Source organism: Bacteroidota bacterium, from assembly GCA_018266835.1.
Classification (GTDB): domain Bacteria; phylum Bacteroidota; class Ignavibacteria; order Tepidaquicellales; family Tepidaquicellaceae; genus JAFDZO01.
On record JAFDZP010000003.1, the window covers coordinates 351639 to 378344 of the forward strand.

Genomic DNA, 26706 nt, shown 5'->3' on the forward strand with positions numbered 1-26706 from the left:
CTATTTTACTAAAATCATCCGGTTTGTTTGTGTAAAGTTATCTGTACTCAACCGGTAAAAGTATATTCCCGAAGAAATATTTTTTGCAGTGAAGTTCACTTCGTAAACGCCTTCATTTAATTTTTCATTTACAAGCTCCTCTACAATTTTACCGCTTAAATCGAATACGGTCAAATTCACAAAATCGCTTTTGGCAATTTCGAATTTGATTTTAGTTGAGGGATTAAAGGGATTGGGATAGTTTTGGAATAAAGAAAATTTATCAGGGATTTCTGTGGAGACAGGAGTAATGCCTATTATAAATCCATGCTCATAAAAATTCTGAGCTTTATCAGCGAGCAGTTTTAACTTTGTAACTGAGTTTTTATTATCTGTACCGCGTGCTACTAATTGTGCGTATTGAAACTGAATATATGACGGGCATGGTACACTATAACTATCAGAGCCTGAGCTCATTAAAAATGTTCGTCTGTTTGAATAATTAGGCGTAACTTGACCTGAAGTTGAGCCAAAGCAATTGTCTATAACACCGGTATATTCCGTCCATCCGCTGCCGGTTTCAGGGTCGCCGGGAAAAGTAAACTTTGTTGCTTTCGGCGGAGATGCTGTGGGGTCAAGCCAGGGAGTATTATCTTTTTTATATCCGCGCATTAAATTATAAGCTTCTAATGGTGTATACGGAAATTCTTCACATGGCGGACTTGGTTCAATTTGTTCAGGAATTACATAATGGAAAGATGTCATAGACAGTCCATCATTTTGATCCAATAACTTTATACCAACTGCAGGAGGAGCAGCTCCATAACTATTTCCCTGTCCTGTTCCGTCATTGTTATCTTTATTGTATGCGTAACCCAGTCTCCTTATTGTATCGCATCCGACGTAATCATCAAGTGAATCTCCTATCTGCGGATTCATAAACATTGAAAAATACGTCTTCTTCCATTCAACTAAACTCTTATTTAAAACAACGTATTTTATAAATTGAATATCTTCATAACCGGGAATATCATAAACCCAGGCTGTTAAATGAATATCGGCAAACAGAGGCGCAGTTCCTCCTGAAAATCCTTCCGAAATTGAGTGGTTCGCTAAAAAACCATCGGTAAGACAAACGAAAATTGTTTGTGCAGCATTTTTTACTCCGGGTGAATCTATTCCTATATCATAGATTCCGTTATTGTTCACATCATTATAAGGAGCTCCAAGTTCAGTCATTAGATACCAGTACATATAATCAGGGTTATTAGAGGCGTTATCTCCTTTGGAAACTTTATATAAATGAAATGATTCGGATGTTTTTGCATAAGGAACAGAGCTGTTAATAATATAACCAGGTGAAAATTCTCCTTTGTATGTAGCATTTGCCAATCTTAGCTCACCATTAAAGTAAGCTCCGATGCATAAACCTGCAGAAAGACCTAAAAATTTTCCAGAATTATCATGCCACTGAAGTGAAGGGGAATTTTCAAAATTAACATTCTGATTGAAGATTCCTGTGTTCCAGATTGAAGTTGAAAAACTGTTAGATTTTAAATATGCCTGAACTTTTATAATTGAAGTCTGAGGAAAACTACCGGAAAGTAAAATCGAGGGTAAAAATAAAAGGGTAAAGAGAATTTTTTTCATAACGCTAACCTATTACTATAAAATATACAAAAAATACTGTTAAAGCAATTAATAATATATGAATATATTTAAAAATTGAAGGTAAACTCCGAATAAATCAATTTTAAGAAAGTATTGTTTTTAAATTTTTTCATCAGAAATAAAATTTACTTTTTTCATTTTTTTTGAAATGACGGATTTTTGACGGATTTTCCTGTACCTGTATTGTTTTTTCAATACCGATAATTTTCAAATTTTCTTTAATGATGAATTTTAAATTCCAAAAAGATTTTTTCTTGACAATTTCTTTCGTCGCAAAAAAGTAACATTTTGCTTTAGCAGAATTATAATAGAACACAGATACAATATACTAATATAATATTTTCGACTCAAACATTACTTACCTATACCTACTAATAGGCAAATAATTTATGGATTTAAATTGTGTTTAATTATGGCTATTTTGAATTTTGGAAGAAAATAAAATAAATACTAATCCCGAAGAAAACAAAGAGCATATAGAAGTTCAGCTGCAGGAAAATTTGCTGCCTGATACTTCGGCTCTAAGCTATAAAAAAAATCTTGTGCGATTATTAATTTTATCGGGACTGGGATTTTTAAGCATCATTCTTCTCGGAATAAGTTTTTATCTTATTGGCATTAAAATCTTTTAATACTGTAAACACAATTTGAGTTTAAATCTATATCAAAAAAACTGCGGCGTACTTCTCCTGAAAGGTAAAGATAGAATTGATTTTCTGAACAGAATGTCCACGAACGACCTGACCGTAGTTGAACCCTACCACTATAAAAAAACCGTACTGACTTCCGATAAAGGAAGAATAATTGACCTGATAACAATTCTTAATTTTGACGACTACTCTATTTTAATCACGACCGAAAATTACGAAGACAGAATAAAAACTCATCTTGATAAATATATTATCATGGATGATGTTGAAATAGAAAAAAGCGGCGAGGACCAGAAACTTGTAATGCTCTGGGGTGATGACGTAGTCAACAAAGTGAACGCAGCTGAAAATGTAAATCTTTCTAGTGATAATTTTTTTAAACTTTCTGACAAAGAATTTTTATTCGCAGATGATTTCGGATTTGAAAAAGTGATTTATCTTACAGACGGAATTGAAGTGACAAACATCAGTCAAAAATATTCTGATGCCGTAGCAATTACAGACAGTGAGTACGAAAATTTAAGGATTTCACTGGGAATAGCAGAAGGTGAAAACGAATTTAACGATTTAATCAATCCGAAGGAATGCGGACTTGAAAAATATATTTCCTATACAAAGGGATGTTACATTGGGCAGGAAGTTATTGCCCGCTTAGATGCGCAGGGAAAAATTCCCAAGCAGATGGTAAGAGTTAAAACAGTACAATCAATAAACAAAGGCGACAAAATTTTTTCCGATGGTAAAGATGTTGGATTCATCTCAAGCGTTTCAGATAACTTAGGGCTGGCATTTATTCGCAGCGCTGCGCTTGAACCTTCTAAAGAGTTTCAGGTGAACGGAGAAAAAATTGAGCTTGAATTAATATTTAATTTAGTAAAAAATTTAAATTAACCCTTTAATTAACTTTTTAATAATATGATTAATAAAATTAAAGAACTTTTGGGCAAAGAAAACGAAGCTCTTTTAACCCATGAATGCAAAACAATTTCAAAGAACGATATTCATTTGCCCGGAAACGATTTTATTGACAGAGTATGGAAAGACAGCGACAGAAGCCCGAATGTATTAAGAAACATGGCATCGATTTATAACACAGGCAGACTTGCAGGCACAGGCTACGTTTCAATTCTTCCTGTTGATCAGGGAATTGAACACTCAGCAGGCGCTTCTTTTGCTCCGAATCCGATTTACTTTGATCCTGAAAATATAATTAAACTTGCCATCGAAGGCGGATGTAACGCAGTTGCATCTACATTCGGAGTGCTTGGCTCATGCGCAAGAAAATATGCACATAAAATTCCTTTCATAGTAAAAATTAATCACAACGAAATTTTAAGTTATCCTAATAAATATGACCAGATAATGTACGGCGATATTGACCAGGCATTTGATATGGGCGCAGCAGCAGTTGGCGCAACAATTTATTTCGGTTCAGATGAATCTACAAGACAGATACAGGAAGTCAGCGAAGCGTTTGCTTATGCACACGAGCTCGGAATGGTAACCATCCTTTGGTGTTACTTAAGAAATTCTGCATTCAATGTTAAAGGCGATAAAGATTATCATGTATCGGCTGATTTAACAGGACAGGCAAATCATTTAGGTGTTACAATTCAGGCAGATATCATTAAACAAAAATTACCTGAGAACAACGGCGGATACAATGCATTGAAATTCGGAAAGACACATAAAGATGTTTATTCAAAGCTGACAACAGATAATCCGATTGACTTAACAAGATACCAAATCGCAAACTGCTACATGGGCAGGGCGGGATTAATTAATTCAGGCGGCGCTTCATCAGGAGAATCTGATTTAGCAGAAGCAGTAAAAACTGCCGTTATCAATAAACGCGCAGGCGGTATGGGACTTATATCCGGAAGAAAAGCATTCCAGCGCCCAATGAAAGATGGTGCTGCATTGCTAAATGCAATTCAGGATGTATATCTTGAAAAAGAAGTAACAATAGCTTAAAAATATTTTTTATATTATAAATAACAAAACAAAAAAATGAACAAACCAAAAAAAGTTGCTTTAAAAAAGCACAGAAAAACAAAAGCAAAAGTTAAAGCAGCTGTGAAGGCTTCTTTAGCAAAAAAGAAAGCTTAAGTCTTTCAGATTATCAAGGGGCGAAAGCCCCTTTTTAAATTGTAACAATTTCTATTCTCAATCTCAATCCGCCGCGGCGGACTGTTTGGGATTGCATAAGAATATAAGTTAATGTAATAAGTTATTTCCCGTCCCAAACAGGGGTTTGGGACGGAGTTGTTCTGCATCGTAGCACGATAATCCTTAATGAAAAAAATTCTTCTCGTAGCATTCCTCACATTTGCAGCGGCATTTACTCCGATAGCCGCCAAATACACAGTTGCGCAGATATCTCCCCTTTCATTAGCATTCTTAAGATTCGGTTTAGCAACTGCATTGCTGCTTCTTGTGTGCGCTCACAGAAAAGTTAATTTAAAAATAGAAAAAGAGGACTACTTAAAATTTCTCTTTACTGGATTTTTAGTAATCCCCTTTAATCAGATTGTTTTTTTAGTCGGCATAAAATTATCGGCAGCTTCGCACTCGGGAGTTTTGTACTCCTGCACTCCAATGATAGTTTACATTTGTTCAATATTTCTGAAGCATGAAAAATTTCAGGCGAAGAAGATATTTACTATTTCTTTAACTATAGTCGGTATATTTCTGATATTTTATGAGAACATAATGAATGTACACAAAGACGGACACGATATTTTAATCGGAGACATACTTTTATTTTTTGCAGTGCTATCATTTGCGATGTATCTTGCGTTCAGCAAAACGTTAATAGTAAAATACGGTTCTTTAAAAGCACAGACGGTTTCGTTTTCAGTGGGAAGCGTTATGTACATTCCCATTTTTCTCTGGGATATGCATAACATAAATTTTTCTGAAGTTAATTTCTTCGGCTGGCTGGGATATTTTCATCTTGCAATAATCGTTGCCTTTGCAAGTTACTTTTTATATTCTTATACAACAAAGTTTATTCATACAAGCACGCTTACTACGCTTACAAATATGGCTCCTATTTTTACACTCATATTTTCCTGGATTTTATTAAAGGAAAGTTTATCTTATTTTTTTATGATTGGCGCAGTAGTAACCTTCATAGGAGTTTTCCTAACGCAGTTAATGACTATGCAGCAAAAAAATACGAAGAAACAAAACAATGAACCACCAAAAGATCAGGTAGAGGTGACAAATTTATAAAACATTGGAAGAAACATCTAAAATAAAAGTTAAAGTTGCATTAAATTCTCTCTTTGCCGCGGTATTTATTACAGGGATAAAGATACTTGCTGCTTACTTCAGCGGAAGCTTGGCAATCCTTACTGAAGTAGTGAATTCCGGCATCGATATATTCGTATGTCTTGTTACAATTTTCTCAGTAAAATATGCAGCGAAACCTGCAGACGATGACCATAACTACGGACACGAAAAAGCAGAGAACATCTCTGCTCTCATTCAGGTGTTATTTTTATTCGGTACAAGTTCGTTTATTATTTATGAAGCTGTTCAAAGAATATTTTTAGGCAAACACCCTGAGCTGAATATAACAGCATGGACATTTGCTGCATTACTTTTATCAATCGGAATTGATTTTTTCCGAGCACGAGCATTGAACAGAATTGCCGATGAAACAAAATCAAATGCATTAAAAGCCGATGCTCTGCATTTCTCCTCTGATATTTTAAGTTCAATGATTGTTATAGTGGGATTGATATTCAGCTTTTTCGGATATGATAAAGCTGATGCAATCAGCGCATTTGTTGTTGCTATAATAATTATCATTCTCGGATTAAAGATGTCTAAGAAGGCAATAGATTCATTACTTGATAGAGTGCCTCCCGGGTTATCGGAGAAAATAAGATATGAGACTTTATTAATTGAAGGTGTTGAAGGAATAAAAAATTTCCGGATAAGAAGCACGGGACCGAAGATTTTTATTGATATGGTTATAACTATCAGCAGAATTATTCCATTCTCAAAAGCGCATGATATAATGGACGCAGTTGAAAGAAGACTGAATCAGTTGATTGATAATGCCGATATTGTAATCCACTCAGAGCCAGTTGAAACAGATAAAGAAACTATTAACGATAAAATAAAAATGATAGTGAACGGTTACGGCTTGAAGTGTCACGATATTTTTTCGCATAAAATCGGCAATGAGATTTTTTCCGAGCTTCACGTTGAAGTTACTGATACAAATGACTTAATAAAAGCTCACGACAGAATAACTGAACTGGAAGAAAAAATAAAATCAGAGATTGGGATTATTTCGAATGTCAAAATTCATATAGATGAGCCGAGCAATATATTATATGACACGACTGATATAACAGGAAAGTCAGAAGATATGATAATTGAAATTAAAAAAATCATAAGTCTGAACAACGATGTTACATCAAGCGGTGATTATAATGTAATTATTACAAACGGAAAAATAAGAGTGTCACTAAACTGCACATTCGATTATCATTATTCACTGGATGAAGTGCATGATATTGTTACTCTGCTAGAAAGTAAAATATTAGCGGAATTAAAGAGTAGATATCCGAAGCTTTCTAATGTAATTATACATGCGGAACCAAATACAATTAACAATTAAAAGAAAAACATTCACACTATTATGAAAATAAAATTAGGGTTGTTTGGCGTCGGGCACTTGGGCAAAGTCCATTTAAAATTACTGAAAGAGCTTGCAGGCGAAAGAGATGATTTAGAGATTATTGGAATAAATGATATAAATGCCGAGAACTTATCAAAAATATCAGAAGAGTTTGGAGTTACAGCTTTTGAGAACAGAAGCGAGCTGATTGAAAAAATAAATGCCGGTGTAATTGTTACATCTACAAGCGCTCATTATGAGCTTGCTAAAGAGCTGCTATCAAAAGGAATACACTGCTTCATAGAAAAACCTATAACGGATACAATTGAAGAAGCGAATGAGCTGCTTGAAATTTTCAATAAGCAAAAACTGACTGTTCAGATTGGACATATTGAAAGATTCAATCCGGCTCTGCTTGCAATTGAAAAATATAATCTGACTCCTTTGTTTATTGAATCACACAGATTATCTCAGTTCAATCCCAGAGGAACAGATGTATCGGTAATAAAAGATTTAATGATACATGACATTGATATAATTCTGAACTTAGTAAAATCAAAAGTAAAAAATATTTCTGCAAACGGAGTTGCAATCATCACAGATAAAATTGATATTGCGAATGCCAGAATTGAATTTGAGAACGGATGTGTTGCAAATGTAACTGCTTCCAGAATTTCGCAGAAGAAAATGCGCAAGATGAGAATCTTCCAGCAGAATGCATATATCTCAGTTGATTTCGCAGAGAATACTTCTGAAGTTTTCAGACTTACTAAAGACGCTCCGCAGGGTTCGGGCGGATTTGCAATGAGTGTCGGACAGATTGAAAAGAACGGTGAAAGCTTAGATATATACTATGAGAAACCGAAGCATGAAGAAATAAATCCGCTGAAGTTTGAATTGAACTCGTTCATTGATTCGATAAAAAATAAATCAGAACCGAAAGTAACACTTGAAGACGGAATGGAAGCGTTAAGAGTTGCAGAGATGATTGTAAATCAAATTGAAGAAACACAAAAATTTAAAATCTGATGTACCATCCACATGTATAAAATCGCGCACATAACTGACCTTCACATTAAAAGTCTTGACCTTAAAGGATATAAGAGGCAGTTAACTCTTTTGCTTGAAGATATCAAGAGAAGAGAGTGCGACCATATATTTATTACGGGAGATTTAATCGATAACGGCGAAGATAAAGATTATACAACACTGATAAAAATTCTTAATCAGTTCGGATTGATGGATACGAATAAAATTTCAGTTACAATCGGTAACCACGAAATTTACGGAGGCACTCAGACTGCTGAAGATGTGTTTATGTTTCCTACCCGATGTCAGAACACCGATTATAACGCGCAGGTAAAAAAGTTTTATGAGTTTTTCAAGCCGGCATTTGAAGGAGCGGAAATAAATAATGAACATAATCCGTTTCCTTATTGTAAAATTTTATTTGATAAGATTGCAGTCATAGGAGTAAACTCAAATGCGCACTGGTCGAAGATAAGAAATCCAATCGGCTCAAACGGAGCAGTGTATGACGAGCAATTTAAGAAGCTTTCCAAGATTTTAAAATCAGATGAGATAAAAGATAAATTAAAAATTGTTTTAATTCATCATCACTTTAATAAAACGAGTGAAGTTGCCAGCAATATAGTTCATTCGTTATGGCTATATGTTGAAAGAAGAACTATGAAGCTTCACAACAAAAAAAGATTGTTCAAATTGTTTAAAGAAGCTAAAATTGATATGGTCCTTCACGGACATACTCACATAACGGATTCATACACACGAAAAGGAAGTCTGTTTGTAAACAGTTCTGCAAGTGTGATTCCCTTCACACAAAACAAGGTTAGGAAATATCATATCATAAAAATTCCGAAGGATAAAAAGAAGCTCGCTTTCGATGTGCAATTAATAAATTTATAATTAAAGTTTAATTGAAATTAGAAATAAAAGATAAAATATTAGAAATTATAGGAGCGGAGGCAGATAAATCTGACTATGAAATTTATGTTATCGGCGGATATGTTCGCGATTTTATTTTAGGAAAGCAGAGCACTGATATTGATATAATGGTATTAGGAGATGCAACCTATTTTGCACATCTTGCTGCGAAAAAATTTAAAACAGAACTTAATGCAGTTTATAAAAATTTCGGAACTGCTCTATTAATGGTAACAGATAACAATGTTGAATACAAAATAGAGTTTGCTTCGGCAAGAAAAGAAAGCTACAACAGGAATTCACGTAAACCTGAAGTTGTTGATGCAAATTTAGAAGAAGATATTTCAAGAAGAGATTTTACTATCAATACTCTCGCCGTTTCACTTAACAAAAAAAATTACGGGGAGCTTGTAGATTTATACAATGGAGTCGAAGATATCAGAAACGGAATTATCAAAACTCCGTTAGACCCGCTTAAAACTTTTGATGACGACCCGTTAAGGATAATGCGAGCAATAAGATTTGCTTCAAGGCTGAATTTTAAAATTGAAGAAAAGACTTACAACGCAATTATTTCAATGAAAAACAGATTGAAAGAAGCTGAAGTTGTATCGACTGAAAGGGTTACCGATGAGTTTTTACAGATACTGATGACTGATAAGCCATCAATAGGATTAGATCTGATGTTCAGAACGGGAGTTATGGCAATTGTGTTTCCCGAAATGTCCGTAATGGCGGGAGTTGAACAAAGAAAAGAATATCATCACAAAGATGTTTTTTATCATACACTGGAAGTAGTTGATAATATTTCTAAAAAGACGGATAATCTCTGGCTCCGTTTTGCCGCATTAGTTCATGATATTGCAAAACCAAAGACTAAAAAATTTATAGAAGGAATCGGCTGGACATTTCACGCACATGAAGAAGTCGGTGCCAGAATGATGAAGAAGATTTTTTTGCGTATGAAACTGCCTTTAACTCAGTTACCTTATGTTGAAAAATTAGTAAGGATGCATCTGCGTCCAATACCACTTGCTAAGGATGAAGTAACGGATTCAGCTATAAGAAGACTTGCAGCAGAAGCGGGAGAAGACTTAGTTGATTTACTGACATTATGCAGAGCAGATATTACCTCGAAAAATATTACAAAAGTTAGTAAGTTCTTTAAGAACTACGAAATTGTAGAAAAAAAAATTGTAGAAGTACAAGAAAAAGATAATCTCCGTAATTTCCAGTCACCGGTAAGAGGTGAAGAAATTATGGAATATTTTAATATTCCCCCTTCCCGAGAAGTAGGTATTATAAAGAAGAAAATTGAAGAAGCCATATTAGAAGGCGAAATCCCAAATGAATACGCAGACGCAAGAAAATTTATGGAAAATCTTTCTTTATAATTCTTAATTCTCATCCATATTTTATCTCACATAAGTATTGTAAATACTTATAATTGTTTGTGTTTTACATCAAAAAATTAAAAAAATAAATTTACTCAAAAAAGGGCATATTTATTGAATTAACGTTCATTATGTTCAAATTCTTCTCACCCCTAATATTAGTATTACTTTTTAATGTATCCTTTTCGCAGGTATCAGTTGATAGCCTTATGCGCGATTTAGAAAGTAAGACTAAGGGAGATAAAATTGACAGCTCTGCCTTAGGGACTCTTGAAAAACTTGCCGAGTATTATCATCAGGATGACCCCATCAAAACTCTGGAATACTCCAATAAATATTTAATAACCGCACGAAGTTATAATGATAAAGGAAGTATTGCACATGCATATCATTATCTCGGAGATTATTACCGTGATGAAGGTTTGCCTGTAATAGCAATCGATTATTACTTCAGCTCAATGTATTTGTATGAAGAACTGAATTTAACCGGAGCAGTCGCTTATACAAATATCGATGTAGGGAATATTTATTTTGATTTAGGCAAACATGATGTGGCAAAACAATATTACGAAAAAGTTGTAGCAATGCCTGATGAGAAGGATGTTGTGATAGCTAAGGCTGTAGCGCTGAATAATATAGGATTGATTTACAGAGAGGTAAAAGATTACAATAATGCACTTAAAAAATTTGAAGAAGCTCTAGAAATAAGAAAAAAGACGAACGATAAAAACCTCATTGCCCATTCTTATAATTATATAGGAAGCATATATACAAGCTTAAAAGATTTTGATAAAGCTGAGTCTTATTATAATCAGTCCATTCAGTTGTATAAAGAAATAAAAGACTATGCTGATATGGGTAAAGTAATGATGAATATAGGAAAACTTTACTATGAGAAAAGCGAAAAGGAAAAATCAGTTTCTTACAGAAACGATGCTATAAATTTATTTCTTGATAACAACAAGCTATACGCTGCAGCTGATGCAATGACTGACTTAGCAGAGTTCCATCTTCAGGATAAAAATATTCAGGAAGCTCTTCGCCACTCCTTTGAAGCGTATAAAATTTCAACTGAAAATAAATATACATCAATCCGAAAGAACTCTCTGAAACTCCTTTCAGAAATTTATTTTACAAACAGCGATACAAAAGAAGCTTACCGCTATCTGAAGATTTATGATGACCTGAAAGATTCGCTAGCGCAGCAGGAAGCGCAAAGAAAGATCGTAAATCTTGAATTCTCCAATGAACTTCAAAGACGCGACCGCGAAATGAGTTCAATGAAGAGTGAAAATCAGTTAAAGCAATTGACTATTGAAAATCAGAACAGAAGAAATACTTTACTGCTAATTATAATTATTACAATTTTAATTCTGCTTGTTGTTATATTCTTTGCATTCAGACTACAGAGAAAAAATTTAAAAGTCCTGCAGGACAGGAATAAATTAATTGATGAAAACAACAGAAAGATTGAACTGAGTATGATAATGCTGGAAGAGGCAAAAGAAGAAGCTGAAAAGAACGCAAGAATAAAATCTGAATTTTTATCCATTATGAGTCATGAGTTAAGGACTCCGATGAATGCAGTACTGGGAATGACTCAGGTAATAATGGAAGAAAATCCAAGAGAAGACCAGCTTGAAAATCTTGAAACAATGAAAATTTCTGCGGAGAATCTTCTTTCAATCATTGATGATATACTTGATTACAACAGGCTTGAATCAGGTAAGATGATTCTTGTAGAAAAAGATTTTTCATTGAAGCAGTTAATGGATAAACTCTTTAAGATTTTTTCTTACAGTATTAAACAGAAAGGATTGGGGTTAATATATAATTACGATGAAACATTAGGAGATGCATTCATTGGTGATGATACAAGAATAGCAGAGATTATTAGTAATCTATTGGCAAACGCTGTTAAATTCACTGATAGCGGAAGTATTACAGTTGATATAAAAAAGATTGGCATTAAATCCAACTCATCGTTAATAAGATTTTCAGTGAAGGATACAGGTATTGGAATATCTCCTCAGAATGTTGCCAATATTTTTGATTCATTCACACAGGAAAAAACTGATACAACACGGAAATACGGGGGGACGGGTTTAGGTCTCTCAATCGTAAAAAAATTATTAGAGCTTATGAACGGTAAAATATATGTAGAAAGCAAAAGCGGCGAGGGTTCAAAATTCTATTTCGAAATTGAGTTAAAAAACTCAGAAAAGAAATTTGAATCTCCCGTTAAGGCAATAAAACAGCCCGACAAAAAAGTTAGGTTACAAAAAATTCTTATTGTTGAAGATAATAATGTAAACCAACTTGTAATGAAAAAGATGCTTAAGAACTCCGGACTGCAAGTTGATATTGCCGATAACGGAAGAATAGGCATGGAAAAAGTTTTGCAAAATCAATACGACCTTGTATTTATGGATTTGCTCATGCCTGAAATGGACGGATACGAAGCAACAAAAGAGATAAGAAGATTTAATAAAACGATTCCTATAATAGCACTGACAGCAGATGTAATGAAAGGTGTTGAGGCAAAGACCAAAGAGGCAGGAATGAATAATTATTTAACAAAGCCCGTCAATAAAGACGAGCTTTTAAGAATTTTATCAGAATATTCAGAAGAGACAAATCACAATTGATTTATTTTACTAAAACCATATTCCGCGTTTCTGAATAATTTGTAGTAATGAACTTATAGAAATAAACTCCTGAAGATAAATTTGTCCCGTCAAAATTAATTTCGTAATACCCTGCCGGTCTTATATCGTTAATAAGCGAGCTTACTTCTTTTCCCAGTGAATCGTAAATCTTCAAAGAAGCAAAATCTTTTTTAGGCAGGGTAAAAGAAATTTTAGTTGCCGGGTTAAATGGATTTGGAAAATTTTGATTAAGTTTATACTTTTCAGGTTGAATGTTAGTATTATTTGAAACTCCCACTAAAGCGCTTTGTCCTTCAATTGCTTTATAGAATTTATTCACAGCTACATTGGTAAATACACTTGTATTGCCTGACTGCCATTCAATTTTTACAGAATCAATTACTGTCGCATTACCAAGACCGAAATGCTGCTCAAGATTTTGTGTACAATAACCTTCCTGACCGCTTACTACTCGTGACTGCCATACACTTTCTCCGTTTATTGTGGCTTTTACTCTTATCTTTGTTCCAATTGCAGAGCGATTGGTTGTAACTCCCTGCAGCTTAAACTCTGCCCATTTGTTTCCATTTGAATTATCATTTCTGAATAAGGCATTCAGTTCATTTTCCTGATAAGTTTTTGCACACATTATATCAAGATCGCCGTCTCTATCGTAATCACCCCATGCAAATCCGTAAGTATATCCGCCATCTGAGGTTAATGGACCAGCATTTACTTTTTGAAAGGAAGCAGTCCCCGTTTCCATTTTCATATTTCTGTATAGCTTATTATTCAATTGTGAACCTCCATAAGCCTGAGTAACAAACATGTCTAAGTCACCGTCATTGTCATAATCTCCCCATCCTGTAATAGCATTGTAACCGACTTCATTTACAATAGTATCGTTTGTAACAGAAGTGTAAGACCAGTTTCCGTTATTATTATATAGGGCATTTTTATGTCCAAAGTTTGCAAGGAAAGCATCAAAGTCACCATCGTTATCATAGTCCCCCCAGCTTGCGCTCCACCAGTTACCTTGTGTTTGAGTAAGGGCAGTTGTAGTTACTTTTACAAAAACGCCTGCCCCATCATTTCTGTAAAAAGAATTTATATTATTATTTTCGTGACATACAAATAAATCAGCATCACCGTCGTTATCTGCATCAACCCAGTTTGCGCCGCGGGATGAATCCACTTCTGTCACAACTATTCCTGTATCTATTTTTTGAAAATTTGAAGAGCCAAGATTTTTATAAAGAAAATTTTTGGAAGCTCCGGCGCTATTTGTAACATACAAGTCAATCAAACCATCATTGTTATAATCTCCCCATGTACATGTTTCTGAAAAAGCTGCAACAGAAGAAATCGGATTTGTGCTGAGAAATGTAAAATTTCCGCTGCCATTATTCTGGAATAGAAAATCTATCTGATTCCACCATGTCGCAACACACAAGTCGATGTTGCCATCATTGTTAAAGTCACCCCAGCTGCTGCCATCTGCTTTCATGGAAGCAGTAACAATAGGACCGGTTGTAATCTTTGTGAAGACTCCGTTACCGTCATTGTGATAGAGGTATGGAGTTGCTCCTGCAGAGGGACCACGAGAGATGAATAAATCGAGAAGGCCATCGTTATCGTAATCAACCCAGTTAACGCTTCGAGAGGCTGTGCCATCCAGACTTGGGGCAGCCGTTGTTAATTTTGTAAATGATTGTGAATATGCGTTTGAGAGGGTAAACAGCAATAAGAATAGTAATATTTTCATTTAATTTTAATTTGACGAAATCTAAAAATTTTCATTCAGAGAATTAATAACATTCTGCCTTTATTCATATACTTCTAATATGAATATTATATATATTTTATCAATTTTAGTTAGATATTTATAATTTTTAGTAATTTTATCATAGTTTTCAATGAAAGCTTCACTTAACCTTTATAACTTAATAAAATCCCTTACAAAATCAGAAAAAAGATACTTCAATCTTAATTATTTGCAAAAATCCGATGATAAGAATTATGGGAAATTATTCAAAGAAATAGAGCTGCAATCCGTGAAGGTAAAATACGATGAAGAAGAGATAAAACGAAAGTTTAAAAATGAACTATTTATTAAACAGTTAACTTTTACAAAAAATTATCTTCACAATCTTATAGTAAAATCCCTTATAAGTTTTTATTCAAAAAATAATTTAGAAAGCGAATTATATAATCTAATTTTAGCATCTAAAATATTTTTTAAAAAATCATTGTTTGATGATTACTTCATAGCATTAGAGAAAGCAAAAATCTTAGCGGAACGGACTGAAAAATTCGGAACTCTGATTGAAGTTATTAAACAACAGATGAAACTTGTAAGATTAAAAAGCAGAAAAAAATACAAAAGAAGAAACCTGTATAACGAAGAGCAGGAAGCAATTAAAAAGATTGAAAATATTTCGGCATATAGCAAGCTGCTTAATACATTTTACAGTATTACAAAAATTCCGGACTATGCCAGAAGCAAGATATTATATAAGGAAGCTTTAAAAATATTCGATAATAAACTTTTATCATCCGAAAAATATGCATTATCTGAAACTGCAAAAGATTTGTATTACCTTTTATTATTATATAAGAATGAACTATTAGAGAACAATGCAGCTTTATTTGAGATCTCAGGTAAAAGATATGAATCATATAGAAGGAATAAAGATGTTTTTAAGAGTGACCCGGAAGATAAAGATTTAAGCCTCAGTTATAATCTGCTGCATTACTCCCTGATAGCCGGTAAAATTATTTTTTTTAATTCAGCCATTAAAGAATTTGAATATAAGTTTATTAATGAGAAAAATTTAGCAGTTCAATCTGAATCTAATTATTTTTATTTGCAGCTTCTCAGTGAATTATATTATAAGCAAAATAAAATGAAGGAGTGTTTATCATTTGCAGATAAAGTTTTTGATTATCTCAGAAGTGACGAAGCAATACAAAATAAAGACGAACTGCTCTCATATTATTTTACCTATGCAAAAATAAACTTTGAATGTAAAAATTATTTAAAGGCTTTGGAAGTATTGGGAATAATTATTACTCATGAATACAAAGACGTCAGGTATGATATACTTTCCTATGCGCATTTTCTTGAGTTATTCATTCATTACGAATTAAAAAATTATCAGTTAGTCTCCAGCTATATTCGCTCCCTAACAAGAAAACTTTCCATTCATAAAGAAAAAGATTTAAGCGAAAAAATAATTCTTAATTTTTTTTCTGAACTGATATCAGAAAATAAAATTGATGAGGAATACGTTCTAAAAAAGTATTATAAAAAATTTCAATTGCTTAAAAAAAATAAATACGAGAGAGTCTTTTACAATGAACTTCCAATAGATAAATGGATAGCAAAAAAAATCTCTTGACAAATAAAATTAAATCTTATATGTTTGTTGTAGTTTGAGCTACGACATTGAAACTAACTCAAACTTAGGGGCACAGCGTTTAGATTTACCATTTATTAATTCAAAAAATTTTGACCCATGAAAACTCAAAAAAGTTTAAAAAAAGATAGTTTCGAATACGGTTCTATCTTAGTAGTAATCACACTTTTAGTGGTTTTAGTCGTAGGTTTCATCGCGAAATAATTTTCGGGGACGAGGATATACCGATTGCAGAAGTTATTGTGGTTGGTATATCCATTTTTTAAAAGAGTTTATTTAACCAATACAATATATTTATCATGAAAAAAATCTTATTCCTTCTTGTTTTTACCGTAATAGTTTCTGCAAGCTCATTTGCTACAACAAGAACTATTACAGTTGCTAATTTCAGTTTCACTCCTTCAACAGTTAATGCTTTTGTTGGCGATACCATTAAATTTCAATGGTCAAACGGTTCACATACCACTACTTGTGACGGAACAAACGGTACAACAAGACCTGCGGGAGCAGCTGCATGGAATTCAACTATGTCAAGCAGCACACCGACATTTCTTTATAAAATAACTACTGCAGGAAATTATCACTATGTATGTTTACCTCATGCTCCTGATATGGCAGGTGATATTATTGCAACAGTATCCGGTATAAACGAAATTACTTCAATAGCAGATGTATTCAGCCTTGCTCAGAACTACCCGAACCCTTTTAATCCAACAACAAAGATTAATTTCAGCATTCCAAAAGCAGGATTTGTTTCTTTAAAAGTATATGATATACTAGGAAACGAAGTGAGCAATCTTGTAAATGAAAATCTTTCATCAGGAACATACTCAGTTGATTTCAATGCAGCTTCAACAGGTAATGCACTTTCAAGCGGAGTTTACTTCTACAGATTACAAAGCGCAGATTTCACTGAAGTAAGAAGAATGTACTTAGTAAAATAATATTATTGTTCTTTTCCTTTTAAAAGCGGAGTTTTATATAAAACTTCGCTTTTTTTGTATTTGAAAAATTCTATAACAAGTTTACTAAGAAGTTTATTGTAAAATAATTTTCTAAGAAACGAATATATCCTTCTGACAAAACCTCGGGATATATTTTTTTTATCAAAGAAACATAAATAATCAACTGACATGAAAAAAATACTTTTGCTGTGTATTTTTATTGCGTTAACTGTCTCCAGCTCTTTTGCAACTGTCAGGACAGTCAGCGTTATGGATAACTTTTTTACTCCCGCAAATTTAAGTGCATCCGTAGGAGATACAATTAAATTTGTTATCGGCGGAACACGCGTACATACAACAACGTGCAATAACACCGGAGGTACATCACATCCTCCCGGAGCTGCTGATTGGGATGCTCCAGTCTCAAGTGTAGATCCAATATTCATGTATAAAATAACTACTGCAGGAAGTTATCATTATATTTGCACAGTGCACGGGCCAAGCATGGCAGGCGATATAACAGCAACAGTTTCAGGTGTTAATGAAATTACTTCAATTGCAGATGTTTTCAGTCTTGCACAGAACTTCCCTAATCCATTTAACCCGACAACAAAGATAAATTTCAGCATTCCAAAAGCAGGTTACGTATCGTTAAAAGTATTTGATATACTTGGAAATGAAGTAAGCAATCTTGTAAATGAAAATCTTTCATCGGGAACTTACTCAGTTGATTTCAATGCAGCTTCAACAGGTAATGCACTTTCAAGCGGAGTTTATTTTTACAGACTGCAAAGCGCAGAGTTTACTGAAGTAAAAAAAATGTATTTAGTTAAATAATTTCTACCATTCATTTTCCTTTTTAAAAAGCGAAGCTTAATATAGTTTCGCTTTTTTTATTAAAAAACCACAATAAGAATTTCAAATAGATTGTAATTACATTACAGTTTTTTTATTTTAATTAAATTTTTTCCTAAGGCGCGATTGGCGGAACTGGCAGACGCACTAGACTTAGGATCTCACCGCCCCCTTTTTCACATTAAAAAGCCTTTTTTTAGTCAAATTTCAAAACATTTAAATTACTGTTTTTTTAATACCTATATTTGGTGAGCATTTGTCTCCACTAAATAGTTGCTTTATTAATTCTAACTATTTTCATATAATTTGGTAGCAATTTGATAGCTACTAAAAAAATTTTTCCCGTATGAGCATATATCGTATGAGCATATATATCATAAAAAAGTCAGGTCATTATTACCTTTTAGAAAAGAATCATGGGAAATTTATTAACCAAATTTCCACAGGAATTCCCTATGTAAATAATTCTAAACGAATTCCAAAAGAAGTTATAGAGAAAAAAGATGAGTATATTCGCAATAAAGAAAAACTCGTTAAACTAAAATCTAAAGTACTTGCTCAAGATTAAAAAAAGAATATCTGGAATCTTGTCTTCCTCCAATAAAAACTCCTAAAACATATAAAGGTATCGAAGCTTGCTTTAACGAATTCATTAGAGTTTGCGGAGATAAATACTTACATGAATTTACTAATCGGGATATAGATAATTTTTTTATCTTACAAAGTTAATCACACAAGTGTTCATACTGCTCATAGAATAAGAAGAACTCTACGTCCGGCTTTTAAAAAAGCTATTCGATGGGGATACTTAAAAACTAATCCTTGGACAGATAGTTTGAAAATAAATATTCCCGAACCCGACCCTAAATATTTCACTAAAGAAGAATTTGAGAAAATGATTGCATATTGCGATAATGAAGTTTTAAAAGATGCTTTTACATGGGCAGTTTTCACCGGTGTACGTGAAGCTGAACTAATAAAAGCTAAGCCAAGTGATGTTAATGTTTACAAAAGAATTATGAAAGTTTATTCCACTGTTTCAAACCCTAATAAAGATAAAGACTCCAGGGAAATCGAAATGCATAAAAGATTAATTCCAATATTTGAAAAATATAAATCTCAAGAATTTATTTTTTTGAATCCTAATACGAATATGCAATTTACTGCGAGAGCATTATTAGATGGAGTTACAAAGGCTTGTAAAAAAGCAGGACTCAAACATTTTACATTTAAAGATTTAAGAAGTATCTATGCTACTTGGCTAATTAATGCGGATGCTCCTTTAAAATGGATATCACAACAAATGGGACACTCAAGTCTATCTATCACTGAAAAACACTATGCGAAATATATAACTAAAGAATTTAGAGGAGAAATAGATAAGTTAAATTTTTAAAATTATTGAATAAAATACTGTTGAAATTTCATTACTCTTATTTCGATATTAAGAAAATCTGACAGGTAATAACAATTTTATTATTGAAAAACGAACGCTACGGATAATTTTATACGAAAGAATGACAACAATGAAGTTTTAATGGTTTATTGTTACCCTTCATAAATCTGAAATTCTGGATAAATGATAACTTAGAATTATCAATTATTAGACTTGCAATTAATAAAAAAAGAGCTGAAGAACTTAACCCTCAGCTCTTTCAATATCATCACATTTTATTTCTAATTACTTCACAAGTACCATACGTTTAGTATCAACAAATTCCCCCGCTTGTATGCGGTAAAAATATATTCCGCTTGCCATCATATACTTGCTTGCATTAAAGTCTACTGTATATGTGCCGGCATCTTTAGTTTCATTTACAAGCTCCGCTATTTCTCTTCCGAGCAAATCATAAATTTTCATTGATACAAATCCTGCATTCTTAAGTTCGTAATTTATCTTTGTTGTAGGATTGAACGGATTTGGATAATTCTGGTTCAGCTTGTAATCATACGCCACTTCAGGTGTTGTCTTTGATTGTGGTATATCTGCCGGATGACTGTCCAGAGCGAGTATCTTCTTTAAATCATTCTGCATCATGTTTACCTGCTCGTCTGTATTATTTATCTTCTCTACTTTTATCAGCTCTTTTAATAACATCATCTTTTTATATTCAGCTGCCTCGCTTTGGTTTGCCTGATTGTTCAATACTTTCTCTTCGAGTGATTTTAATCTCGTCTTTTCTTTCTGTCCGTTTATCTCAAGTGAGTTTACAATATTATTTGTAATCACTTTCCTGTCTTCCTTTGTAAATTTCTTTCCGCTGTTTTTATCTTTACCGTCTTTTGGACCATCCTTCGGACCGTCATTATTTTCAATATTATCTTCAATCATACTAATTAGTCTTTCATGCTGCTGCTCTTTGCTTAACTGCTCATTATTACTGAATGTATTTTCACTTTCTCCGCCTCCTTTACCGGTTCCTTTGGCAGATATTTGCAGCTGAAGATTTATATACTCCCACTTTGCTCCAAGACCTGCTGTTGAACTTAGATTTTTTTCCATTATTGCTTTATATCCGCTTAAAGCAGACTCATATTCTCCAAGATTTACTTTACATTTCTGTATGTAATAGAACATCTCGTTTATTATCAGCTTATTCTCAGGATGAGTCTGTATGTAGGATTCATAATAAGTTTTTAAATCAGACATGCTGCTTACTGTATTGATGATGCTTTGTGGTTTGCTGTCAGCATTGCTTCTTATATTCTCCTGCTTTGTCGTCTTACCGTTTCTTACTTTCGAGTCGGACTGTGTATTAATTGTCTTCACTATTGTCTGCTTGGTATTTACAAGCCTACCATTAGATAATGCAACACAGTGAAGAAGTTTTCTTACAGCATCCACCGAATACATATTCTCTACACCCAGCTCTAGTATACTTTTACATTTATCTGCCGCTACGGAATAATCATTCTTCTTTAATGCTGTCTTCATTTCTGCATAAAGCTCGGAAGATTTTTTATCTTTATCTTCATTTGATGATGTTCCAATAATGGATGCATTATCTGTTTTTAACGGAGCTGTTCGTTTCTTCTCTTTTGTTTCTGCATTATCCTGACGGTTATTTTTAGCCAGCATAATTGAGCCGGGGCAGTTAAAATCCAGCAGTCTGAAGTATACCGGTGTTGTGTTATCACTGAGCTTTACATTATACTTTACATGAGCGCTGTCCATACTTGATCCAAAATTATTAGTTGTAAAACAATTACCATGTCCGTCTTCCGAAGTATCTGTTCGGGTGCTTGGATAATTGCCTGCAAAAAAATAATTAGTACTTGTATCCTGTTTATTAAATATATTTCCACCATTATGAACATCCATATAAGAATCAATCATATCAACGCATCTTCCCGTACTTGTATAAAAAGTATTGAACCCTCCGATATTTGAGCTTGCATCAAGTATTGAAGTACTTTCAGTGAGAACCGGTTTATAAGCGGTTATATAGTTACCCCACAAATCAACTGAGGAATGATAAGCATACACACCATAACTATTATTCTTAATCTGATTGTTATAAATAGAAACATGATTGATATACTGAGTTATTACTCCAACTCCTGCACCTATTTCATTATTAAAATAATTGTAGCTGAGATTATAGCTTCCTGATAGTGAGGAGTTGGATGCTATGTTTACTGAGTAATAATAGTTATGGCAATTAATCGAATCATGGTCCATATTTAATACCGGACTCGATACTCCCCCTGTATAAATTGCCAGTACACCACTGGCACTCGTACTCTCAGAATTAACCGGACTTATTCTGGCATGTGTAATATTTATACTTGGAGAGTTTATTATATACAGAGTGTATTCGTGGTTTTCACTGTTTTCTTTTCGCACGTCTGATATCCTCGTGTAGTTCATATTAACAGTTGTGCTGTCAAACTTCATTCCCAACCACATTGCTCCGGTCTTTGCTTTTAAATTTGAAAATGCAATAGTAGGATCAGGATTATTGGCCAGTGAAGGCAAAACACCGCTGGTAAATGTTCCTCTGTGCATTATAATCTGAGTACTATCGGCAAAGTCAATATTTACACCTTGCTCAAATGTAAGATTATATCCATTAGTCAGAACAGTGCCGTTACAGTTAAAAGATTTATTACTTAAATATTCATTTGTTACAAATGTTCCACCAGCTTTCATTACAGGAACTACTTTGTACAATTTTCCCTGTCCCGGGTTATACCATCCTAAATTAATAAATGTTGAAACCGTTTTATCAAATGTAGCAACTGTTGTATCAGCTTCAACATCTATAATTTTCCAGTTATTGAAATGGTTGAATGAACTTGAGTTTGCATTAAATTTTATCTGAACTGTTCTTCCACCGCTGGGATTTCCTGCCGATAAAGGGGAACATCTTCTATTAACTACCATAAAATATCTTGTATCTGCACTGTCATTATTAAATACAGATGCCTGAATATACCGACTTGAAGAACTGTCCTGATGCGATGCAGAATCCCTCGTAATGAAATCGTTTAGGAAAGTTTCTGAAGTCATCAGGATTTTTTCTAAACGATAAATATAAGACTTCGTATCATCGTCATGAAAACTCATTAGATACGGTTCCCATTTCCTTATTAGTCTACCTAAAGCTTTATATTTTTCAAATTTTAATTGCCCATAAGCATTTTGTACTCTTGGAACGGGAAAACCTGCTGTTGTATCACAAAGTCCTCTCACGATTTCACTATTTAAGTCATTCCCATATGCACTATAAATAAAATATAAAATTCCTTTAGCGCCATAGCTAATTGCAATATTGTTCATCATTTCCGCTTCTTCGTTTGTAGGTTCTTTCACTCTGAATCCATGGTCACCATCGGGTTCATACCAATAATCTGCCTGAGGCATAAAGTAAAAAGGTACACCTGCCTTTTGGGATATTGACGAAGAACGTTTCATAACATAAATAAAATTCATAGCATGCATATAAGTTTGTCCGTTACCGATACTATCAATATTATGCTGTAGCCAATCATCATATTCTCCTGGCGGCACTGCAGTTGCTAGAAGAAATTTACTTGAATCATAGTCAGGACTATGCACAGGTACATGCGTTGTATATATAGGTAAAGTATTTGGATTCTTGGAAGAGTAATCCGAATTTGTATGGAAACCTAGTAAGTTATAACAACACATAAAAATAGACTTTGTCCCAACATAATCTATTAAGTACTTCTTTATTTGCTCATCAGTAAACTCAAAAGTATTTGAACTATCCCTAAAGTCCTTGAACATATCATGCTGATAATTACACATTAAAGAAAGATGACCCCCCGTAGCATCCAAAATCATTTTATTTATAAATTTCATGCATGGCATGTGATTAAATTCAAATTCTTCAATATAGAAATCCGAAATTTTTTTCCCTGCATAAAGTGCATCTCTTGCAATGTTAATTTCTTTTCCAAGTTGTGTAATCAAAGTAGTATCCTTAATCGTTAGCAAACGATGAGCCGGAGTATTTTCAACTCTTACATAATCAATCCACATGTTACATCTGTCATACCAAAATACTTTAAAATCGACATGCGAGTTGCCTGTATAATTATTTTTGTTAAACCACAATGTATCATGCGAATTGCGGGAAATTACCAAGTTTTTTACTGAGTCAGTGGGATAATCGAAATATGTTTCTAAATAATTTCCATTATATAAAGAATCTTTGTCATTTTTAAAATTTTTAACTTTTAAAACTTGATATATAGTATCAGTACCGTTCATCCTTATTATTGCAATTTTACATACAGGAATGTTAAAATTAGATGTATCGTTAGCAAAAGCAGTATCAATTCTTATTCTGGGCATTATATACCAGTCATATAATTGATCTCCTATATGCGGGTAAGGCCAAAAGTTATTTGTTTGCTCTCGGTTTGCTCTTAATCCAGATACTATGTAAGTAGAATCTTTGCCGGCAAAAGTATGCGTACAACGTTTAACTATTGCTCCATTTCCATTAAAAAAATTATCTACAGTATCTTTAAAAGCCCCGCTGTCCGGAAGCGAATTATCATAAGCATAGAACCAATAGTCAGCGTCGGAAGAAATACGTTCGCACTGATAATCGCTTCTCTGTCCGAAACAAGCATATTGTATTTTGGCTCTATCCATAAATGTGTAGAGACTTTCACATGTGTTTCTTGCAATTTTATTGCCCAATTGAGTTGCATAGTTAGAAGGATCTGATGCATATTCATCTAAAGGTACTCCGAAATATTTCCATGTAACTTCACCACTATTTGAATAAGAGGGAGGGTTTGTATATTTATGCCAAAAATTGAACTTAAGACTATCATATAAATATGTATAAGACGAGTCATATGCATCATCCATTGCCCCTAGTAAAAATTTATTATCCTCTCGTATAGTATGATAAGAAGTAGGAACAGTTAAGCCCGGTTGAAACTTATACGCAGTAAAAAATAACCCGAAAACACATAATAACATTATTACCGGGAGAAAAAATTTCTTCTTCATAAAATTTTAAATTTAAGTTTTAAAATGTTGCTGCCACTCCATTAAAAAACTTATCTCTAAATCGTAAGGCTTATAAATAAGAAGAATAGATTACTGATGTAAGTAACTGCATAACTTTTTTTACCCTCCTTCCCCTATAAAATTTAAAAAATATTACACCGAAAAATTTTTAAATGAAAATATGCACTAATGTACTTTCTTAAATTTAATATAAATTTGCTTTGTAATGATTGTCGCGAATGTAAAAATAAATTCAACATGGAATTTTCAATTTTTACCGGTTCGCCGTCTCGGTGTGGTTTGTACTTTGATTCCTCAACAAGTAGGAGATGAAGAATTATTTATTTTGTTGACAAATTATAAGTTATTTATAATATTGTCAAGATATTATTGTTAACTTTTCGTAAATAATTTATAAAAAACAGAGCTAAAGGAATTCCCTTTAGCTCTGTAAAGACAATTCTTTCTTACTTAACTAACACCATTCTCTTTGTATTCACAAACTCACCTGCCTTAATGCGATAAAAATATATTCCGCTTGCCATCATATACTTACTTGCATTAAAGTCAATAGTATATCTTCCAGCATCTTTCGTTTCATTCACAAGTTCAGCTATTTCTCTGCCGAGTAAATCATAAATTTTAAGAGATACATATCCTGCATTCTTAAGTTCGTAATTTATCTTTGTTGTAGGATTGAACGGGTTCGGATAATTCTGATTCAGCTTGTAATCATACGCTACTTCAGGTGTTGTCTTTGATTGTGGTATATCTGAGGAATGACTATCCAAATCCAGTATTTTCTTTAAATCACTCTGCATCATGTTTACCAGTTCGTCTGTGTTATTTATCTTCTCTGCTTTTATCAGCTCTTTTAATAACATCATCTTTTTATATTCAGCTGCCTCACTTTGGTTTGCCTGATTGTTTAATACTCTTTCCTCGAGTGATTTTAATCTCGTCTTTTCTTTCTGTCCGTTTATCTCAAGAGAGTTTACAATGTTGTTCGTTATTATCTTCTTGTCTTCTTTTGTAAATTTCTTTTGACCGTTCTTGTCCTTGCCGTCTTTAGGTCCGTCATTATTTCCAATGTTTCCTTGGATATTTTCCTCTATAGTATTTTCAATAAGGCTTACAAGTCTTTCATGCTGCTGCTCTTCGCTTAACTGCTCAATATTACTGAATGTATTTTCACTTTCTCCGCCGCCTTTGCCGGTTCCTTTGGCAGATATTTGCAGCTGAAGATTTGCATATTCCCACTTTGCTCCAAGACCTGCCATAGAACTTGGATTTTTTTCCATTATTGCTTTATATCCGCTTAGCGCAGACTCATATTCTCCAAGATTTACTTTACATTTCTGTATATAAAAAAACATCTCACTAATTATTACCTTATTCTCAGGATGAGTTTGTATGTATGATTCATAATATGATTTTAAGTCAGACATGCTGCTTACAACATTACCCGACAAAGTCTTGCTCTCCTGATTTACATTTGGGTTTTCCAGTTTGGTCCGCTTGTCGACTTTGATTTTTGAATCGGATTGAACATTGCTCGTATTCATTATTGTCTGCTTTATATTATTTAGCGTACCGCCGGATAATGTCACACAGTGAAATAATTTTCTTACTGCATCGGTTGAATACATGTTCTCTACTCCAAGTTCAAGAATGCTTTTACATTTATTTGCTGCCGATGAGTAATCATTCTTCTTTAATGCTGTCTTCATTTCTGTATAAAGCTCTGAAGATTTTATGTCATTATTATATGATGATTCTGTCCCTGTTGCTTTTTCTGTTTTCTGGTGAGCAGTGTGTTTTTTATCTTTTGCATCTGTATTATCCTGCTGATTATTTTTAGTAAGCATCATTGAGCTGGGGCAGTTAAAATTAAGCAGTCTATAATAAACGTGTGTTGTATAATTACTGAGTGTTACATTATACTTTACATGAGCGCTGTCCATACTTGATCCAAAATTATTAGTTGTAAAACAATTACCATGTCCGTCTTCCGAAGTATCTGTTCGGGTGCTTGGATAATTGCCTGCAAAAAAATAATTAGTGCTT

At 33.4% G+C, this 26706-nt stretch carries 18 protein-coding genes; 14 read left to right on the top strand and 4 right to left on the bottom strand.

Translation table 11 applies throughout. The features are described from left to right. Positions 1-1629 carry a T9SS type A sorting domain-containing protein gene (locus JST55_10945; GenBank protein MBS1494022.1) on the bottom strand — a complete coding sequence of 543 codons (1629 nt, stop codon included), beginning with the start codon at positions 1627-1629 and terminating at the stop codon, positions 1-3. 449 nt (positions 1630-2078) lie between these two features. Between JST55_10945 and JST55_10950 the strand changes: the two genes are divergently transcribed. From JST55_10950 to JST55_10990, 9 genes are all read left to right on the top strand, one after another. Further along, positions 2079-2282: a hypothetical protein gene (locus tag JST55_10950; GenBank protein MBS1494023.1), complete on the top strand. Its 204-nt coding sequence runs from the start codon at positions 2079-2081 to the stop codon at positions 2280-2282. A 15-nt stretch (positions 2283-2297) separates the two neighbouring features. Beyond that, positions 2298-3191 carry a hypothetical protein gene (locus JST55_10955; GenBank protein MBS1494024.1) on the top strand — a complete coding sequence of 298 codons (894 nt, stop codon included), beginning with the start codon at positions 2298-2300 and terminating at the stop codon, positions 3189-3191. 24 nt (positions 3192-3215) lie between these two features. Continuing rightward, positions 3216-4274, top strand: coding sequence for a class I fructose-bisphosphate aldolase (locus tag JST55_10960; GenBank protein MBS1494025.1), 1059 nt, complete (start codon positions 3216-3218; stop codon positions 4272-4274). Positions 4275-4595: 321 nt separating this feature from the next. Next, on the top strand, positions 4596-5537 hold the full coding sequence (locus JST55_10965; GenBank protein MBS1494026.1) for an EamA family transporter: 942 nt from the start codon (positions 4596-4598) through the stop codon (positions 5535-5537). A 4-nt stretch (positions 5538-5541) separates the two neighbouring features. Beyond that, a complete protein-coding gene (locus JST55_10970; protein ID MBS1494027.1) occupies positions 5542-6939 on the top strand; it encodes a cation-efflux pump in 1398 nt (465 codons plus the stop codon). A 21-nt stretch (positions 6940-6960) separates the two neighbouring features. Then, complete coding sequence (locus tag JST55_10975; GenBank protein ID MBS1494028.1) at positions 6961-7968, top strand: Gfo/Idh/MocA family oxidoreductase; 1008 nt, start codon at positions 6961-6963, stop codon at positions 7966-7968. A gap of 12 nt (positions 7969-7980) precedes the next feature. Then, on the top strand, positions 7981-8865 hold the full coding sequence (locus tag JST55_10980) for a metallophosphoesterase (GenBank protein MBS1494029.1): 885 nt from the start codon (positions 7981-7983) through the stop codon (positions 8863-8865). An 11-nt stretch (positions 8866-8876) separates the two neighbouring features. Further along, on the top strand, positions 8877-10277 hold the full coding sequence (locus JST55_10985; protein ID MBS1494030.1) for an HD domain-containing protein: 1401 nt from the start codon (positions 8877-8879) through the stop codon (positions 10275-10277). Positions 10278-10486: 209 nt separating this feature from the next. Continuing rightward, positions 10487-12925, top strand: coding sequence for a tetratricopeptide repeat protein (locus tag JST55_10990; GenBank protein ID MBS1494031.1), 2439 nt, complete (start codon positions 10487-10489; stop codon positions 12923-12925). A 1-nt stretch (position 12926) separates the two neighbouring features. Here the strand turns inward: JST55_10990 and JST55_10995 are convergent, their stop codons facing one another. Then, the gene (locus JST55_10995) at positions 12927-14690 is read right to left on the bottom strand and encodes a VCBS repeat-containing protein (protein MBS1494032.1); all 1764 of its coding nucleotides are present in this window, start codon (positions 14688-14690) and stop codon (positions 12927-12929) included. A gap of 151 nt (positions 14691-14841) precedes the next feature. On the opposite strand from JST55_10995, the gene JST55_11000 reads away from it, so the two are divergent. The 5 genes from JST55_11000 to JST55_11020 all read left to right on the top strand — a co-directional run bounded on the left by JST55_11000 (position 14842) and on the right by JST55_11020 (position 19539). Further along, on the top strand, positions 14842-16326 hold the full coding sequence (locus tag JST55_11000) for a hypothetical protein (protein MBS1494033.1): 1485 nt from the start codon (positions 14842-14844) through the stop codon (positions 16324-16326). Between the two features lie 545 nt (positions 16327-16871). Further along, positions 16872-17288: a T9SS type A sorting domain-containing protein gene (locus tag JST55_11005; protein ID MBS1494034.1), complete on the top strand. Its 417-nt coding sequence runs from the start codon at positions 16872-16874 to the stop codon at positions 17286-17288. 270 nt (positions 17289-17558) lie between these two features. Further along, entirely contained in the window at positions 17559-18125 is a 567-nt protein-coding gene (locus JST55_11010) for a T9SS type A sorting domain-containing protein (protein MBS1494035.1), read from the top strand. A 379-nt stretch (positions 18126-18504) separates the two neighbouring features. Then, complete coding sequence (locus tag JST55_11015; GenBank protein ID MBS1494036.1) at positions 18505-18711, top strand: hypothetical protein; 207 nt, start codon at positions 18505-18507, stop codon at positions 18709-18711. A 267-nt stretch (positions 18712-18978) separates the two neighbouring features. Next, positions 18979-19539: a site-specific integrase gene (locus JST55_11020; protein ID MBS1494037.1), complete on the top strand. Its 561-nt coding sequence runs from the start codon at positions 18979-18981 to the stop codon at positions 19537-19539. A gap of 285 nt (positions 19540-19824) precedes the next feature. Here JST55_11020 and JST55_11025 read toward each other — a convergent pair whose 3' ends face one another. Together JST55_11025 and JST55_11030 are read right to left on the bottom strand one after the other, a co-directional pair. Next, complete coding sequence (locus JST55_11025; protein MBS1494038.1) at positions 19825-24495, bottom strand: T9SS type A sorting domain-containing protein; 4671 nt, start codon at positions 24493-24495, stop codon at positions 19825-19827. A 611-nt stretch (positions 24496-25106) separates the two neighbouring features. Continuing rightward, on the bottom strand, positions 25107-26706 hold a 1600-nt coding region (locus tag JST55_11030), incomplete at its 5' end, for a T9SS type A sorting domain-containing protein (protein ID MBS1494039.1).

What these genes read in the sequence shown, in the direction of transcription:
- JST55_10945 (MBS1494022.1), bottom strand. Translation starts at nt 1,629, where the DNA reads ATGAAAAAAATTCTCTTTACCCTTTTATTTTTACCCTCGATTTTACTT.
- JST55_10960 (MBS1494025.1), top strand. Translation starts at nt 3,216, where the DNA reads ATGATTAATAAAATTAAAGAACTTTTGGGCAAAGAAAACGAAGCTCTT.
- JST55_10965 (MBS1494026.1), top strand. Translation starts at nt 4,596, where the DNA reads ATGAAAAAAATTCTTCTCGTAGCATTCCTCACATTTGCAGCGGCATTT.
- JST55_10975 (MBS1494028.1), top strand. Translation starts at nt 6,961, where the DNA reads ATGAAAATAAAATTAGGGTTGTTTGGCGTCGGGCACTTGGGCAAAGTC.
- JST55_10980 (MBS1494029.1), top strand. Translation starts at nt 7,981, where the DNA reads ATGTATAAAATCGCGCACATAACTGACCTTCACATTAAAAGTCTTGAC.
- JST55_10990 (MBS1494031.1), top strand. Translation starts at nt 10,487, where the DNA reads ATGCGCGATTTAGAAAGTAAGACTAAGGGAGATAAAATTGACAGCTCT.
- JST55_10995 (MBS1494032.1), bottom strand. Translation starts at nt 14,690, where the DNA reads ATGAAAATATTACTATTCTTATTGCTGTTTACCCTCTCAAACGCATAT.
- JST55_11000 (MBS1494033.1), top strand. Translation starts at nt 14,842, where the DNA reads ATGAAAGCTTCACTTAACCTTTATAACTTAATAAAATCCCTTACAAAA.
- JST55_11005 (MBS1494034.1), top strand. Translation starts at nt 16,872, where the DNA reads ATGTCAAGCAGCACACCGACATTTCTTTATAAAATAACTACTGCAGGA.
- JST55_11010 (MBS1494035.1), top strand. Translation starts at nt 17,559, where the DNA reads ATGGATAACTTTTTTACTCCCGCAAATTTAAGTGCATCCGTAGGAGAT.
- JST55_11015 (MBS1494036.1), top strand. Translation starts at nt 18,505, where the DNA reads ATGAGCATATATATCATAAAAAAGTCAGGTCATTATTACCTTTTAGAA.
- JST55_11025 (MBS1494038.1), bottom strand. Translation starts at nt 24,495, where the DNA reads ATGGATGATGCATATGACTCGTCTTATACATATTTATATGATAGTCTT.